General features: G+C 70.3%; 14 protein-coding genes. 12 read left to right on the forward strand and 2 right to left on the reverse strand.

Going from position 1 to position 16,000, the window contains the following annotated elements; translation table 11 throughout:
- Positions 1 to 24: 24 nt before the first annotated feature.
- The 8 genes from AB0H84_RS10435 to AB0H84_RS10470 all read left to right on the forward strand — a co-directional run bounded on the left by AB0H84_RS10435 (position 25) and on the right by AB0H84_RS10470 (position 9,704).
- Positions 25 to 1,875, forward strand: coding sequence for a sigma factor-like helix-turn-helix DNA-binding protein (locus AB0H84_RS10435; protein WP_357601245.1), 1,851 nt, complete (start codon positions 25 to 27; stop codon positions 1,873 to 1,875).
- A gap of 47 nt (positions 1,876 to 1,922) precedes the next feature.
- A complete protein-coding gene (gene cysS, locus AB0H84_RS10440; RefSeq protein ID WP_357601248.1) occupies positions 1,923 to 3,278 on the forward strand; it encodes a cysteine--tRNA ligase in 1,356 nt (451 codons plus the stop codon).
- Positions 3,279 to 3,467: 189 nt separating this feature from the next.
- Complete coding sequence (locus AB0H84_RS10445) at positions 3,468 to 5,954, forward strand: penicillin acylase family protein (RefSeq protein ID WP_357602019.1); 2,487 nt, start codon at positions 3,468 to 3,470, stop codon at positions 5,952 to 5,954.
- Positions 5,955 to 5,981: 27 nt separating this feature from the next.
- Positions 5,982 to 6,812, forward strand: coding sequence for an NAD(P)H-binding protein (locus AB0H84_RS10450; RefSeq protein WP_357601250.1), 831 nt, complete (start codon positions 5,982 to 5,984; stop codon positions 6,810 to 6,812).
- Between the two features lie 99 nt (positions 6,813 to 6,911).
- A complete protein-coding gene (locus tag AB0H84_RS10455; RefSeq protein ID WP_357601253.1) occupies positions 6,912 to 7,778 on the forward strand; it encodes a hypothetical protein in 867 nt (288 codons plus the stop codon).
- Positions 7,779 to 7,851: 73 nt separating this feature from the next.
- Positions 7,852 to 8,757 carry an N-acetyl-1-D-myo-inositol-2-amino-2-deoxy-alpha-D-glucopyranoside deacetylase gene (gene mshB / locus AB0H84_RS10460; RefSeq protein WP_357601255.1) on the forward strand — a complete coding sequence of 302 codons (906 nt, stop codon included), beginning with the start codon at positions 7,852 to 7,854 and terminating at the stop codon, positions 8,755 to 8,757.
- An 11-nt stretch (positions 8,758 to 8,768) separates the two neighbouring features.
- Positions 8,769 to 9,191 (forward strand): DUF6113 family protein, encoded by a 423-nt coding sequence (locus tag AB0H84_RS10465; protein WP_357601258.1) that lies wholly within the window; start codon positions 8,769 to 8,771, stop codon positions 9,189 to 9,191.
- Between the two features lie 18 nt (positions 9,192 to 9,209).
- Positions 9,210 to 9,704: a flavin reductase family protein gene (locus AB0H84_RS10470; RefSeq protein WP_357601261.1), complete on the forward strand. Its 495-nt coding sequence runs from the start codon at positions 9,210 to 9,212 to the stop codon at positions 9,702 to 9,704.
- 194 nt (positions 9,705 to 9,898) lie between these two features.
- Here AB0H84_RS10470 and AB0H84_RS10475 read toward each other — a convergent pair whose 3' ends face one another.
- Positions 9,899 to 10,894 (reverse strand): hypothetical protein, encoded by a 996-nt coding sequence (locus AB0H84_RS10475; RefSeq protein WP_357601264.1) that lies wholly within the window; start codon positions 10,892 to 10,894, stop codon positions 9,899 to 9,901.
- Positions 10,895 to 10,969: 75 nt separating this feature from the next.
- On the opposite strand from AB0H84_RS10475, the gene AB0H84_RS10480 reads away from it, so the two are divergent.
- From AB0H84_RS10480 to AB0H84_RS10490, 3 genes are all read left to right on the forward strand, one after another.
- Positions 10,970 to 11,392 (forward strand): hypothetical protein, encoded by a 423-nt coding sequence (locus AB0H84_RS10480; protein WP_357601267.1) that lies wholly within the window; start codon positions 10,970 to 10,972, stop codon positions 11,390 to 11,392.
- Between the two features lie 95 nt (positions 11,393 to 11,487).
- Positions 11,488 to 13,551, forward strand: coding sequence for a prolyl oligopeptidase family serine peptidase (locus AB0H84_RS10485; protein ID WP_357601269.1), 2,064 nt, complete (start codon positions 11,488 to 11,490; stop codon positions 13,549 to 13,551).
- 157 nt (positions 13,552 to 13,708) lie between these two features.
- A complete protein-coding gene (locus tag AB0H84_RS10490) occupies positions 13,709 to 13,900 on the forward strand; it encodes a hypothetical protein (RefSeq protein ID WP_357601272.1) in 192 nt (63 codons plus the stop codon).
- Positions 13,901 to 14,079: 179 nt separating this feature from the next.
- Here AB0H84_RS10490 and AB0H84_RS10495 read toward each other — a convergent pair whose 3' ends face one another.
- Positions 14,080 to 14,385 (reverse strand): IclR family transcriptional regulator C-terminal domain-containing protein, encoded by a 306-nt coding sequence (locus AB0H84_RS10495; protein ID WP_357601275.1) that lies wholly within the window; start codon positions 14,383 to 14,385, stop codon positions 14,080 to 14,082.
- Positions 14,386 to 14,588: 203 nt separating this feature from the next.
- On the opposite strand from AB0H84_RS10495, the gene AB0H84_RS10500 reads away from it, so the two are divergent.
- Positions 14,589 to 15,992 carry an alpha/beta fold hydrolase gene (locus AB0H84_RS10500; protein ID WP_357601278.1) on the forward strand — a complete coding sequence of 468 codons (1,404 nt, stop codon included), beginning with the start codon at positions 14,589 to 14,591 and terminating at the stop codon, positions 15,990 to 15,992.
- Positions 15,993 to 16,000: the final 8 nt, after the last annotated feature.

Here is a 16,000-nt window from a genome sequence, read left to right on the forward strand (position 1 = left end):
GTTCCCATTGCCGGTTGGACCTCAATGAACCTCAGCCTGAGCGACCTCGCGCCACCTCTGCGATGGACCTCCCCTGGTCAGATCGCGCCGATCGTGGAGGAGCCACAGCTGCCCGAGGCCTGGTGGCAGGCGATCCCGCTGGATCGCGCGTGCGCCATCGTCGGGACGCAGACCGTGGCCGGCCACCTGGCCGACCTCGCCGTGGCCTGCTGGGGTCATCTGATGGTCGGCGACATCCTTCCGTTGCTGCGCTTCTCCGACCCCGCCGAGTCCGAGCGGACGCCGGAGATGCTCGGCAAGGACGTCGTGCAGAAGCTGTTCAGCGGCGTGTTCGACCGGCTGCTGGAGCCCGCGCCCGAGGCGCTGCCGGTGTCCGCGCCGTCCAGGCCGGAGCGGCCGCTGCCCGAGCTGGTCGACGAGCTGTTCGGGGCGCTGGACGACCGGCAGCGGGCCATCGCCCGCGACCGGCTCTACGCGGCGCAGCGGGCCACCCTCGACGAACTCGCGCAGCGCTTCTCGGTCACGCGGGAGCGGATCAGGCAGATCGAGCGCGACCTGCGCGATCACGTGGAGGCCTGGCTCGGCAAGCCGGAGGCGGCCGCCCTGGTGGCGCACGTCTCCTGGCTGCGCGGCCGGCTGGGCTCCGCGGTCCCGGCCGACGACCTCCAGGTCGCCGTGCCGTGGCACCGCACCGAGCTGCGCTCGCTGGGGATCCCGGTGTGGCGGTTCGTGCGTACGCTGCTGACCGGCTACGAGCAGGCCGACGGGTGGCTCGTGGCGGGCGGCGCGGACGAGCTGAGGGAGAAGACGCGGCAGCTGTTCACCGACGGGCCGCGCCCGCTCGGCGAGGCGGTGGCCATGGTCGCCCAGCTCGGCGTGCGCGAGGACGTGGCCGAACGGTGGATCCTGGCCGTGCCGCAGCTGCGCGTGCTCGGCCAGCACGTGGTGCCGTGGCCGCGCAGCATCAACGAGAAGGCCGAGGCGGTGCTGGCGGTGGCGGGCACGCCGCTGTCGCCCGAGGAGATCCAGGAGCGCATCGGCGAGGACTACAGCCTGGTCGGCATCCGCAACCAGCTCACCGCCGACGAGCGCTTCCGCCGGGTCGACAGGAACAAGTACGGCCTGACACGGTGGGGCGGCGACGAGTACCTGGGGATCAGGGAGATGATCGCCAGAGAGATCGAGCGGGCCGGGGGCGAGGCCTCGGTGAGCACGATCGTGACGAACCTGACCTCGAAGTACGACGTCAGCGAGAGCTCGGTGCGCGCCTACTCGGGCGGTCCCGGGTTCGAGCGCACGCAGCGGGGCTGGATCAGGGTGGCGGGCACCTCGCCCGGCGGAGAGGCGGAGCCGTACCAGCCGCGTAAGGACGTGTCGGAGACGCGGCGCAGCTTCCGCTCCCGCGACGGCCGCTGGTGGCACCGGGTGGACGTCAACGCCGAGCACCTGCGCGGGTCCGGTTCGCCGCTGCCCACAGGCTTCGCCGCCTACCTGGGGATGGCGCCGGGCGGGCAGCTGACCGCCTCGACACCGTCCGGCGACGTCGTGATCAGCTGGCACAACCAGCCGACCATGGGCTCGATCCGGAACGTGCTGGCCGACTTCAAGGCGAGCGAGGGCGACCACGTGTTCCTGACCGTGTCGGACGGCGGCGAGCTGCTGACCCGCTATCTGCCTGCCGCGCCGGTCGGGATGCCGCCGGTGAACCGGGCACTCTACCTGATCGGCTACACCGCGCCCATCAGCTCGGAGATGGAGGGGCTGCGGCTGATCGGGGCCAGGATCGGGCTGCCCAACACGGCCACGCGCGAGGAGGTGCTCGGCAGGCTGCGCGAGCGCGGCGACCGGGACATCCTCGGCTTCCTCGGGGCTTGAGCACCTCGTCAGAGGTCGCGCTCCTCGTCGAGGGTTAAGCTCGGAGGATGCTCCGGATCTACGACACTCGCGCCAGGCAGGTCGAGGAGATCGCCGCGGGGCGGGCGTTGCGCATGTACACGTGCGGTCCGACGGTCTACCGCCACGCCCACGTCGGCAACCTCCGTACGTACGTGCTGTCCGACCTGATCAGGCGGGTGCTCGAACGGCGGCGGGTACGCGTGCTGGCCTGCCAGAACATCACCGACGTCGGCCACCTGACCGACTCGGGCGCCGACAAGGTCCTGGAGCAGGCGCAGGCCGAGCGGCGCTCGGTGCGCGAGCTGGCCCGCTTCTACGAGGACGCCTTCAAGGACGACACCGCGGCGCTCAACATCCGGCCGCCGGAGCACATGCCGCGGGCGACCGAGACCATCGACGTGATGATCGAGTTGATCGCCAAGCTGATCGAGCAGGGTCACGCGTACGTGGTGCCGGACGGGTCGGTGTTCTTCGACGTACGAACCTTCCCCACTTACGGCGATATTTCTGGAAATCGACTGGATGAGCTGAAGCCTGCCCACCGCATCGACAACGTGGACCCCCGCAAGCGCTTCCACGCCGACTGGGCGCTGTGGAAGCCGTTCTCCGGGGAGCTGACGTGGGACTCGCCGTGGGGCCGCGGCTTCCCCGGGTGGCACGTGGAGTGCTCGGCCATGTCCCTGCGCTTCCTCGGCTCACGCTTCGAGGTCCACGTCGGCGGCATCGACCTGCGGTTCCCGCACCACGAGGACGAGCGGGCCCAGTCCGACTCCGCGGCCGGGCACGAGGTGGTCCGGCACTGGGTGCACGGGGAGCACCTGCTGTTCGACGGCCGCAAGATGGCGAAGTCCACCGGCAACGTGGTGCTGCTGTCGGACGTGGTCGCGGCCGGTCTCGACCCGCTCGCGACGCGGATGGCCTTCCTCGAGCATCGCTATCGGCAGCAGATGAACCTCACCTGGGACACGTTGCGGGCCGCGGACCGTACGGTGCGGCGGTGGCGGGCACGGGTCGCCGAGTGGTCGGAGTCGCCCAGCGCGCCGATGGCCTCGGAGTACGCGCAGCGGGTCGAGTCGGCCTTCGACGACGACCTGGACACGCCGTCCGCGCTGCGGATCCTCCGGGAGCTGGAGCGTGACCCGTCGGTGGCGCCCGGGGCCAAGTTCGAGACGTTCCTGCATGTGGATCAGGTGCTGGGGCTGGATCTCTCCACGGAGATCGGCAAGGCGCGGGTGCTGCCTCCTGGGGCCGGGGAGCTCCTTGAGTCGCGGGCCCGGGCGCGGACGGCCGGCGACTGGGGAGAGTCCGATCGGCTGCGGGATCTGCTGGCGGAGATGGGGGTCCGCGTCTCGGACACCCCCGAGGGCCAGACCTGGTCATGAGACCCGGCCCGTACTGAGGCCCACGCGCTTCATACCGCACGGCGGGTGAGGCGGTCGTTCTCGACCGTAATCACCGTCCGAAAAGTCCTCTGCCGAGGGTTCTGAAGTCGTCCGGAGGAGTGATCCAGGACTGACAGACTTAGTGCCAGTTCGGCAGAGATGGAGGTGTCGGTGAGGCCCTACGCGTGGATGCCGCGTCCGTTGCGGTGGTTCGCACGTGTGTTGACCGTTCTTGTCGCACTGGCTCTGGTGCTGGCAGGAGTTCTCGTCTACACGGTGCGGAAGTCGTTCCCGCAGGTGGACGGGTCGCTGCGGCTGCCGGGCCTAAAAGGAAATGTAGAGATTTATCGGGATAAATCAGGAATCCCGCACATCTACGCCGACACCGCCGCGGACCTGTTCATGGCACAGGGGTTCGTCCACGCCCAGGACCGCTTCTACGAGATGGACTTCCGCCGCCACCTGACCTCCGGCCGCCTCTCGGAGCTCTTCGGCAAGGCCACGGTCGAGAACGACAAGGCCATCAGGACCATGGGCTGGCGCAGGGTCGCCGAGCAGGAGCTGCCCGAGCTGTCCCAGGAGACCCAGGACTACCTGAACGCGTACGCGAAGGGCGTGAACGCCTGGCTCAGCGCCAACCCCAACGCCTCCGACCGCAGCCTCGAATACTCCATCCTGAAGATCCAGAACGGCGGCTACCAGCCGGAGAAGTGGACCGCGGCCGACTCGGTGGCCTGGCTGAAGGCCATGGCGTGGGACCTGCGCTCCAACATGGAGGACGAGATCGACCGGGCGCTGGCGCTGACCAAGCTGCCCAGGGAGCGGGTCGAGCAGCTCTACCCCGGCTACCCGTACGAGCGCCACTCCCCGATCGTCACTGAGGGCACCGTCGAGCAGGGCCGCTTCGACCAGCACGCCGAGCCGCGCATCCGCGCCCCCCGCGCGCTCTCGCAGGCCGCCAGAACCCTGGACGCCGTGCCGAGCACGATGGGCACCGCGGACCGCGAGGGCGTCGGGTCGAACTCGTGGGTGGTCTCCGGCGAGTACACCAAGAGCGGCAAGCCGCTGCTGGCCAACGACCCGCACCTGTCGCCGCAGATGCCCTCGGTCTGGTACCAGGCGGGGCTGCACTGCCGGAAGATCACGGAGGAGTGCCCGTACGACGTGACCGGGTTCACGTTCTCGGGCGTTCCGGGCGTGGTCATCGGGCACACGGACAAGATCGCGTGGGGCTTCACCAACCTGGGGCCCGACGTGGCGGACCTCTTCCTGGAGAAGGTGCAGGGCGACACGTACCTGTACCAGGGCCAGCAGGTGAAGCTGGAGACCAGGCAGGAGCAGATCAAGGTGGCGGGCGGCGCGCCGGTCACGATCACCGTCAAGAGCACGCGGCACGGCCCGCTGATCAACGAGGTGATGGACGACGCGCGGCCGAGCGGCGAGGCCAACGCGGTGGCGCTGCAGTGGACGGCGCTGACGCCGGGCAGGACGGCCGACGCCGTCTTCGCGCTGAACAAGGCGGCCGACTGGGGAGAGTTCAAGGCCGCGGCGGCGCTGTTCGACGTGCCCGCCCAGAACCTGATCTACGCCGACACCACGGGCAAGATCGGCTACCAGGCCCCGGGACGCATCCCCGTACGGGAGAAGGGCGACGGCACCTGGCCGGTCCCGGGATGGACGGGCGAGTACGAGTGGAAGACGGCCCCCATCCCGTACGACCAGTTACCTTCGGTGGAGGACCCGGCGGACGGGTTCATCGTCACGGCGAACAACGCCGTCATCGACCCGAAGCGCTACAAACCCCTGCTGACCAAGGACTGGGCGCACGGCTACCGTTCCGAGCGCATTCGCGAGCGCATCAAGGAAGCGATCAAGAAGGGCCCGATCGACGCGGCGGACATGTCGGCGATCCAGCAGGACACGTACAACGGGTTCGCGGACACGCTGGTGCCGGCCCTGATGCGGGTGGACCTGGCGGGGCCGAGCGGCGAGGCCAGGCAGCTGCTGAAGACGTGGGACCGTACGCAGGGTCTCGACTCCACCCCCGCCGCCTACTTCAACGCCGTCTGGCGGCAGGTGCTCATGCTGACGTTCGACGACGACCTGCCGGCGGGCGCCCGGCCCGCCGGAGGCGACCGCTGGTATGACGTCGTCGGACGCCTGCTCGACTCTCCGGACGACCCCTTCTGGGACGACGTGACCACGAAGAACCGCAAGGAGACCCGCGACGACATCCTCCGCCAGGCGCTGGCCTCGGCGTACCAGGAGCTCTCCGACCGGCTCGGACCGGAGGTCAAGTCCTGGCGCTGGGGTGACCTCCACCGGTTGGAGCTGGTCAACGGCTCCCTGGGGACGTCGGGGATCGGGCCGGTCGAGGCGCTGTTCAACCGCGGCCCGCTCTCCGTGGCGGGGAGCAAGGACGCCGTCAACGCCACCGGCTGGAACGTCCAGAAGGGGTACGAGATCACCGCCGTGCCGTCGATGCGCATGGTCGTCGACCTCTCCGACATGAACAAGTCCCAGTGGATCAACTTGACGGGCGCGTCGGGGCACGCCTTCCACGAGAACTACTGGGACCAGGCGGAGGCGTGGGCGCGGGGCGAGCTGCTGCCGATGTACTCGAAGCCCGAGTCGGTCAAGAAGGCGGCCGTCCACACCCTCAAGCTGACCCCCTGACCAGCCGCCTTTGAAAGGAATCCCGAAATGATCTTTGTTGCGGGCGCCACCGGCAACGTGGGCTCGGAGCTCGTGCGCGCGCTGGCCGCCGCCGGCACGCCAGTACGGGCGCTGGTACGCGACCCGGACAACGCCCGGTTGCCCGAGGGCGTCGAGGCTGTGACCGGGGACCTCAACCGGCCGGAGACCCTGACGGGTCCGTTGACGGGCGTGCGCGCCGCGTTCCTGCTCTCCGGATATGCCGACATGCCGGGACTGCTGGCCGAGATCCGCCGGGCCGGCGCCGAGCACGTCGTGCTCCTGTCGGGCGGCTCGGCCGCGAGCGGCGACATGACGAACGCGGTCACGCGGTACATGGCGCTGTCCGAGGCGGCCGTGCGGGAGTCGGGGGTGCCGTGGACGTTCCTGCGGCCGAGCGCGTTCATGTCCAACGCGCTGCGGTGGCTGCCGCAGATCCAGGCCGGGGACGAGATACGCGTCCCGTTCCCGGACGTGGCGACGGCGTGCCTGGATCCGTTCGACCTGGCGGCGGTCGCGGCGCGGGCGCTGCTCGACGACAGGTACCAGGGCGAGATCCTCGAGCCGACCGGGCCGGAGGCGCTGCTGCCCGCGGACCAGGTCGCCGTCCTCGCCGGGGTGCTCGGCCGTGACCTGCGCGCCGTAGGGCTGTCGAACGATGAGGCCCGCGCCGAGATGACCGCCGCCATGCCGGTGGAGTACGTCGACGCGTTCTTCGACTTCTACGTGAACGGCTCGCTCGACGAGTCGGTCGTCCGGCCGACCGTGCTACAGGTCACCGGCCGCGCGCCCCGCACCTTCGCGGACTGGGCGAACGCGCACGCCGACGACTTCCGCTGACAGGGCCACAGGATCCGCTGACCGTACGACCACGGTTGTAGACGCGATCCAAACCCTGAGCCGACGCGCCGCCCCCCGCCTTCTTGCCAGCATGGCGCCATGAATCGCCTCTGGTACCTCATCGGAGTCCTGCTGGTGCTCGCGGGCCTCGTTCACCTGGGCGTGTTCGTCGTGGACGGCGGGCCGTGGGAGGGCGCGGTGTCGTGGCGCAAGCCGTTCACGTTCGGCGTGTCCTTCGGGGTGAGCGTCCTGACGCTGGCGTGGGTCTCCCGGTTCGTCCGGCTCCGTGTCCGCGAGCTCCTCGTCGGCGCCTTCGCTGCGGCGTCCGCTTTGGAGGTGGCGCTGATCACCGTCCAGGCGTGGCGAGGCGTCCCTTCCCACTTCAACATGGAGACCGCCTTCGACACCACCGTCGCGAGGACGCTGGCGGCAGGCGGCGGCGTCCTCATCGCCATCGCGATCACCATGACCATCGCCGCGTTCCGCCCTCATCCGGGCGTCGCGCCGAGCATGCTCCTGGCCGTACGCGCGGGCTTCGCCACTCTGCTCGCCGCCATGGCCTTCGGCGCCGTCATGATCGCCCGTGGGGTCCTCGAGGTGGTGACGGGCAACCAGCAGCTCGCGTACACGGTCGCCACCACGCTCAAGCCCGCCCACGCCGTGTTCATGCACGGCGTCCTGCTCCTCCCGGCCCTGGCCTGGCTCCTGTCCCGCACCCTGCCCTCGGAGGCCGCCCGCCTGCGCTGGATACGCCTGGCCACCTGGATCTACGTGACCGTGGCCGTGGCCGTCTCGGCGCCGGCCTCGGCAGGCGTCAACGTCGTCTCGCCATCCACCGCCTCCCTCCTGTGCGCCGCCGCCGTCTCGGGCCTGGGCATCGCCGCACTCGCCCTGGGCACGCTGAAGGCGCCGCCAGGGCGGACACCGAGAGTGCCGAGCAGCCCAATGCAGGGGTTACCCGGCTGACACCCGCCCGGTCGTGCAGCGAGAAGCAGCTCCGTCCAGGTAGGCGGAGGGGGCGCTGTTACGCTCTAGCCCCATGATTGACCGACGGCTGCTCCTCGTGCACGCCCATCCGGACGACGAGTCGATCGGCACCGGCGCCACCATGGCGAAATACGTCGCCGAGGGCGCCCACGTCACCCTGGTGACCTGCACGCTCGGCGAGGAAGGCGAGATCATCCCCAAGGATCTCGCCCATCTGGCCGCCGACCAGGACGACGCGCTCGGGCCGTACCGGATCGGCGAGCTCGCCGCCGCCTGCCGGGCGCTCGGCGTCGAGGACCACCGCTTCCTGGGCGAGGCCGGGCGCTGGCGCGACTCCGGGATGATGGGGGCGGCCACCAACGACCACCCGAACGCGTTCTGGCGCGCCGACCTCGACGAGGCCGCAGGAGAGCTGGTCAAGGTCATCAGAGAGGTCCGGCCCCAGGTGCTCGTCACGTACGACGACAACGGGTTCTACGGGCATCCCGACCACATCCAGGCCCACCGGGTCTCGCGCCGGGCGTTCGAGCTGGCCGCCGACCCGGACTTCGGCGAGGGCGAGCCGTGGCAGATCGCCAAGTTCTACCACACGGCCCTCGCCCGGTCCGTCATGCGCCGCACGGTGGAGGCGCTGCGCGAGGCCGACGTCGACTTCCTGGTCGAGGAGGTGGACGACATGCCGTTCGGCACCGCCGACGCGGACATCACCACAGAGATCGACGCCCGCCCGTGGCTCGGCGACAAGATGGCGGCCATGCGGGCGCACGCCACGCAGATCAGCGTGGACGACCCGTGGTTCGCGCTGTCCAACAACATCGGCCAGGAGATCCTGGGCGTCGAGCACTACACGCTGGCCTTCGGCGTGCCCGGCCCGCCGGTGCCCGGCCCGCCCGTCGAGGCCGGTGGGCTGGGTGAGCCGCACGACCGCGAGAACGATCTGTTCGCGGGCATCGACTAACCTCATTCGACATGGAACATCGCAGCCAGGCCGAGTCGGCCCTCGGCGGGGCGGCGTACGGCATGCTGTTCGTGCTCGGTGTCGTCATGGGGGTCGTGGGCGGCTTCACGCATCCGGTGCTGCTGTGGCGGGCCGAGCCCGTCCCCGTTTCCGCGATCGGGTGGGTCCTGGCGCTGCTGGGGGTCTGCCTGGGGGCGGGCAAGCTGATGCGGGCCAGGCTCGGTGCCTTCGTGACGGCGCTCGGATGGCTGCTGGTGACGATGCCGTTCACACTGAAGATGGGCGGGGGCGACCTCGTGATCGCGGAGGGCGCGCCCGGGTACGTCTACCTTTACGGAGGGTTGGCGGCCGTTGTCGCCGCCTATTTGCTTTCGCCCACGTCAAGGGGTGGATCGTGGCTCTTGCATGGGTACCCTCAGAAGAACTCTATGTAGCGGCATAAAGTAGCGTTCGTGCATTCGATCGAGCGGCCGGTGGACCCGGCAACGTACCGCAAGGTAGTCGGCCGCTTCGCCACCGGAGTCGCGATCGTCACAACCAGGGTGGGCGACATCGATCACGCGATGACGGTCAACTCGTTCACCTCCGTCTCCCTCGATCCGCTCCTCGTGCTGTTCTGCGCGGAGAAGGTGGCCCGCTTCCATGACGCGGTGATGGAGGCGGGGGTGTGGGGGGTCTCCGTGCTGCCCGCGTCCATGGAGGACGCCTCGCGCTTCTTCGCCCACCGGGGAAGACCGCTGGACGGGCAGCTCGCGCGGTGGTCGCATCGTCGGGGGGCCTCGGGGGTGGCGTTGTTCGACGGTGCCCTCGCCACGATCGAGTGCGCTACGACGGCGGTGCACGATGGCGGGGATCATTCGATCGTGGTGGGCGGGGTGACGGCGCTGGACACCCCCTCGGACGGGGCGCCGCTGCTGTATCACGACGGGCGGTACAGAACCCTCTGACGAGGGACTCAGGTGCCGACATGGAGCGGGCCGGGCGGGCGTACGGGCGCGTGTGGCGTGGGCACCGGTTTGGGGCGCGCAGCCGTACTCCGGGCATGAAGCGGGACGGGCAGCTGTGCGAATGGACGTGCTCCCGGCGTGCGAGCGGGCCAGGCGCTCGGCCTGGCCCGCTCGTCGGTCGCAATCCCGTGACGTTACTGGGTGGGAGTGCCAGCCGATTCCGATGCCGTCGCGGTCGGGCTCTCGGAGGGGGTCTCCGTCGGGACGCCGCTGCCGGTGGGCGCTGCCGTGTCCGTCGGGGTCTCCGAGGGGGCCTCCGTCGGCGACTCCTCCGCCGGCGGCGGACAGGTGGGGATCTCCGAGGAGGTCTCCGTCGGGGTCACGCTGTCGGTGGGGGCGTCGGTCGGTGTGGTGGTCGGAGTCTCAGTCGGAGCGTCGGTCGGAGTCTCAGTCGGAGTGTCGGTCGGGGTTTCGGTCGGGGTTTGCGCGGGAGTTTCGGTCGGGGTGTCAGTCGGAGCCGGTGCCGAGGTGTCGGTCGGGGCCGGTGCCGGGGTGTCGGTCACCGGGGGCGAATCCGTGGTCGTCGGTGTCACCGTTTCGGTCGGGACGCTCGTCGGCGTGACGGTCTCCGTCGGCTCGGCGGCAACCGGCTGACAGGTGAATGTCACTGTCTCGGTGACCGTCGGACCGGGTTCGGTGACCGTGACGGTCGGGCCGGGCTCCGTCACCGTGGCCGTCGGAAGCGGCGTCACGGTGACGGCCGGCTTGCCGCGTTTCTTGTACGCGCCCCATCCCAGCCTCTTCGTGGACTCTCCCGAGCCCTCGTTGACCAGGACGTTGATGTTGGCCGTCCGGCACGACCTGCCTTTGCACACCTTCTGTTTGACCGAGAAGACGGCGGCCTCCGCATCCGTGACGGACACGTCGAGGAAGGAGACGCCACGGCTCTTGACTACCTTCGTCGTGACGGTGTACTCCCCGGTTGTGGGGCTATCCGTCGGCGTAGGACTCGTGGTCGGGTCGGTCGTTGTCGGGGCGGTCGTTAACGCCACGTTCGCGCCTAGAGCGCCTAGCGGGTTGTTGTCAGTGGATCGTAGGGGATCGGACGCTGACGTCTGGGTGATCGCGACTCCGCCGGCTCCTGCCAGTGCGACGGTGCCGAGCAGCGCGCCCAGGATGGAGAATCTCATAATCCTGCTCTTTTGGGAGATTTCAGGACGTGGGCCATTATTCCGACTTGTCAAGAATGGTCAAGGGTGGGACGCATGAAGAGGCGCTTCCGGTTCCGCCGCGCGGCGAACTACCTCAATCTCGCCACTCCGCTCGGTCTGCTGATCTCGGTCATCGGTGGCGCGACCCGGCAATCAGGCCCCAACGGGCTCATCCTGGCCTTCGGCTACCGCTACCGCTTCCCCATCGCGGGGGCGTTCACGGTGGGTAACGTCGTCCTGACCAAGTGGAACGCGCTGGACGAACGGCTCATCCTCCACGAGGGCCGCCATGCCACCCAGTGGGCCTGGTGCGCCGGCCTCCCCATGCTCCCGCTCTACCTGCTGTCGATGCTCGGCTCGGTGCTGGTCTGCGGCAACCAGGCCTCGTACAACGTCTTCGAGCGGCTGGCCGACCTGGAGGACGGCGGCTACCCCCGGGCGCCGCTGTGGTGGCGCCGGCCGAGAGGCGCGTCGTGAGCGACGAGGGCCCCTGCGTGTGCGTCCGCCCTGGTCGAGCCGTGAGCTCCCGGGTGACGACCGAGTAGTGACTCCCCAATGGCAGGATTGGGGCCATGAGCGAGAGCTTCCCGCGCCTGTCTGCCAGGACCCGCCGCTTCACCCTCGGGGTGCCCAGGGGCTTCACGATCTCTCCGGACGGCGGCCGGGTGGTCTTCCTGCGTACGAAGTCCGGCACCGATCCGGTGACCTGCCTGTGGGAGCTCGACACCGACACCCACGTCGAGCGCCTGGTCGTGGATCCGCGTACGCTCCACGGCGACGAGGAGGACCTGCCCCCCGAGGAGCGGGCCAGACGTGAGCGCAGCCGGGAGGCAGCGGGGGGCGTGGTCGCGTACGCCACCGACCAGGACGTGACGCGGGCCTGCTTCGCTCTGTCCGGCGCTCTCTACGCCGTGGAGCTGGCGAGCGGCCAGGCGCGGCGGCTGGACACGCCCGGCGCGGTCGTCGATCCCCGGCTGTCGCCTGACGGGCGGCATGTCGCTTACGTCACGGGCGGGGCCCTGCGCGTCCAGGACCTGCTCACCGGCGAGGACCGCGCGCTGGCCACGCCGGAGTCGGAGACGGTGACGTACGGGCTGGCCGAGTTCATCGCCGCCGAGGAGATGGACCGGATGCGCGGCCACTGGTGGGCGCCGACGAGCGACGCGCTGCTGGTCGAGCGCGCCGACGAGGCCCCGGTCCGGGTCTGGCACATCGCCGACCCGGCCAACCCCGACCGTCCGGCCGCGGCCCAGCGCTATCCGGCCGCCGGCACGCCCAACGCCGTCACCGAGCTGTTCGTGCTGGGGCTCGACGGGTCGCGGGTCGCGGTGCCGTACGAGGAGGAATACCTCACGACGGCGGCCTGGGACTCCCACGCGCTGTCGATCGTGACCCTGACCCGCGACCAGCGGACGATGCGGCTGTTCACGGTCGATCCGGCGACCGGCGCGACCACGCTCGTGCGCGAGGACACCGATCCGGCCTGGGTCGACATCGTCACCGGCGTGCCCGCGCACCTCGACGACGGTTCGCTGGTGTGGGTGGCGAGCTCCGGGGGCGGCAACCGGCTCTTCGTGGGCGACCGCGCGGTCACGCCGCCCACGCTGCAGGTGCGGGCGGTGCTCGACGTCGATCACGACAGCGTGCTGTTCAGCGCGAGCGGCGACCCGACCGAGGTCCATCTGTGGACCTGGGACGGGCATTCGCTGCTGCCCGTCTCGACCCGTTCCGGGGTGTTCTCGGGGCGGATGGCGGGCGGGGTCGGCGTGCTGACCGAGCAGAGCCTCGACGCCGAGGGCGTGTCGACCACGGTGGTGCGGCGTGACGGCATGGCGGTGCCGATCCCGTCGTTCGCCGAGCGTCCCGGCCTCGACCTGCGCGTCTCGCTCGGCCGTTCCGGCCGTCGCGAGCTGGCCACCGCCGTGGTGCTGCCCTCGTGGCACGAGCAGGGCTCGCGGAGGCTGCCGGTCCTCATGGACCCGTACGGCGGCCCGCACGCGCAGCGGGTGCTCAACCGGCGCGGCGCGTTCCTGGAGAGCCAGTGGTTCGCCGAGCAGGGGTTCGCCGTCGTCGTGGCCGACGGGCGCGGCACGCCCGGCCGGGGTCCGGAGTTCGAGCGGGCCGTGCTGAACGACCTCGCGACCCCCGCGCTCGAGGACCAGATCGACGCCCTGCAGGGCGTGGCCGAGCAGTACCCCGACGACCTCGACCTGACGAGGGTGGCCATTCGCGGCTGGTCGTTCGGCGGATTCCTGGCCGCGCTGGCGGTGCTGCGGCGGCCGGACGTGTTCCACGCGGCGGTGGCGGGCGCGCCGGTGACGGACTGGCGGCTGTACGACACCTGCTACACCGAGCGATACCTGGGCCACCCGGACGAGCAGCCCGAGGTGTACGAGAAGTCCTCGCTGTTCGGGGACGCCGCCAAGCTCGAACGCCCGCTGCTGCTGATCCACGGCCTGGCCGACGACAACGTGGTGGCCGCCCACACGCTGCGCCTGTCCTCCGCCCTGCTGGCGGCCGGGCGGCAGCACAGCGTGCTCCCGCTGTCCGGGGTGACGCACATGACGCCGCAGGAGGTCGTGGCGGAGAACCTGCTGCTGCTTCAGGTCGACTTCTTGAAGAGGTCGCTGGGCTGAGCCAGGTGCGGAGGGCGTCGAGCGCCCGGCCCACGGTCAGGCCGGTGACCACGATGGAGGCGACGAGAGTTGCCGATCACGACAGAGGCGACGAGAGTTGCCGATCACGACGGAGGCGACGAGGGTGCCGGAAAGCGCCGACACGGACCCTCACGGCATGTCATCCCGCCACCGCAAGACCCATCCGACCCGCTCCCGGGCAGGGCTCCGGCGCCCGTGCACGGCAGAGCCCCCGGCGGCGTCGGCAGCGCTTGACTACGGACGGCTCCGGCCCGGCGACGCCGGGCGCTTCGTCGTCGCCGGGGACCGCGACCTGCTCACCTCATGGCTGGACGCCACCGCGCTGTGAGCTCGGCGGCGAGCCGCACCGGCCTCGTCACGTGGCCCACGCTGCGTGCGAAGGCGCCGATCGGTCGGCGGGGAGCAGTCCTACCGTCCCGACATGCGGTCTCGCCTCAAGTTCGACGGCTTCGCCGGCGGCAAGCCAATCGATCACGGGACGCCGGGCGTCGAGCTGGGCGACGGCCATCACTTCGCCTCCGGCGCGAGGACGAAGGGCTGGTCGAGTTGGGCGCATTCGGTGGAGGTCCCGGCGCACACGGTCTTCAGCCTGTGGCCCCGATCGCGCATGTCGGCGTCGCTCCATTTCGCGCTGACATTGGCGATCGCCGCCGCGCCGAGGATCTCCGACCTGGCGTTGAGGATCGGGGCGGCGATCGCGGAGCTGCCCACCTCGACGTCACCGATGCTGACGCCGTATCCGCGCTCCCGGGTCCGCGCGAGGTCTGCTCGAAGCGCGTCGGGGTCGATCGGCGTCCTGTCGGTGAAACTCACGAGCGTTCGGGAGACGCATCCGGGAAGTCAACACGCTCGAAACACTCCTGCGGGTCCATCCGCGCTCCTCCGACCCGCACGCCCAACAGCTCCCACCGCGAACCTCGCCCACGGTCTGACAAACGCAGGTCTGACTACCTGCCCCCGAAAACCAAACCCTGGTCCGACGCGATCCCGGCCCCCGCTCCGGCATCGTGAACGCCATGTTCAAGCCCCTCACCATCACCCTCACGCTCGGGACGTTGCTCGGCACAGGCCTGCACGCCCCGGCGACGGCGGCGGCCGCCGCGAGCGGACCGCAAGAGTGGCAGACCTGCCCCAACGACAAGATCGGCATGGAGTGCACCGACCTCCAGGTCCCGGTCGACTGGCAGAAACCCGACGGCCGCAAGATCACCCTCAAGCTGGGCCGCCTCAAGGCCACCGGCAAGTCGGAAGGCTCGGTTCTGGTGGCCTACGGTGGCCCCGGCGGCCCCGGCATCGCGATCACCCAGTCCAGCCCCGGCTGGTGGGCCAAGCTCCGCGAGCGCATGGACATCGTGACATGGGACACCCGCGGCTACGGCGAGCAGTTCAGCGGCCTCAGCACGGGCCTGCCGTGCACGTGGACCCGCATCCCCATCCCCGACGCCCCCAGAAATGACGCGGATTTCGGCCGCCTGTCCGACACCAACCGCGGCTACGCGGAGGCCTGCCGGCACCAGGACCCCGAGCTGTTCGCCAACATGAGCTCGGCGGATCAGGCCAGAGACATGGAGGCGATCCGGAAGGCCCTGGGAGCGGAGAAGCTCAACTATTACGGCGCCTCTTATGCGGGCTTCTACGGCCAGGACTACGCCCGCCTCTTCCCCAACCGGGTCCGCACGATGGTCCTGGACGGCACCTGGAGCCACAGCGCAGCCGACTGGGAGGGCGAGCTGGAGGAGATGGCCAAGTCCAACGAGGAGTTCCTGCGACGCTTCTTCACCTGGTGCGCCACCAACGACTGCGATGACGTCCCCGCTCTCTGGCCCAAACTGATCGCCCGAGCCGACCGCACCCCCATCCCCACCAAGACCGCCAACGTCGCCTACAGGGCCCGCGACCTGCAGAGCTTCGCCCTTGCACTGGCCCGCCAGGGCGCCCCGGCCTGGCCCAAGCTGGCCCAGGCCATTCGCAAGGCCGCCAAGGGGGACGCCTCCGACTTCGTGCCCGAGCGGGGCGCTCGCTACCCCGACCAGAGCACAGGGGTCACGGAATGCGCTGATTGGCCGCGCTTCGCCAACCGCACCGAACTATCCGCCACCACGAAACGCCTGCTCCGCGTGGCCCCCAACACCGGCACCGCCAACACGATTGCCTCAGGGACCCTGGGCTGCATCGGCTGGCCCCAGCCCGTCACCAACCCACCCGCGCCTCTGCCGAAGGGCCTGCCGCCGATGCTGGGAGCAGGCACGTGGGGCGAGTCGGACGCGGTGGAACGCGTCCTGTCCCAGGTGCCGGGCAGCACCACCATCCACCACGACGGGCCCGGCCACACGCTGTACGGATTCAACGCCTGCGCCCGCGACCACATCAACGCCTACTTCACCGACCGCACCCTCCCACCTGCCAAGACGCAATGCTGACGCGCCCC

Origin of the sequence: Nonomuraea sp. NPDC050786, assembly GCF_040654115.1 — a bacterium.
In the GTDB taxonomy this organism is placed as follows: Bacteria; Actinomycetota; Actinomycetes; order Streptosporangiales; family Streptosporangiaceae; genus Nonomuraea.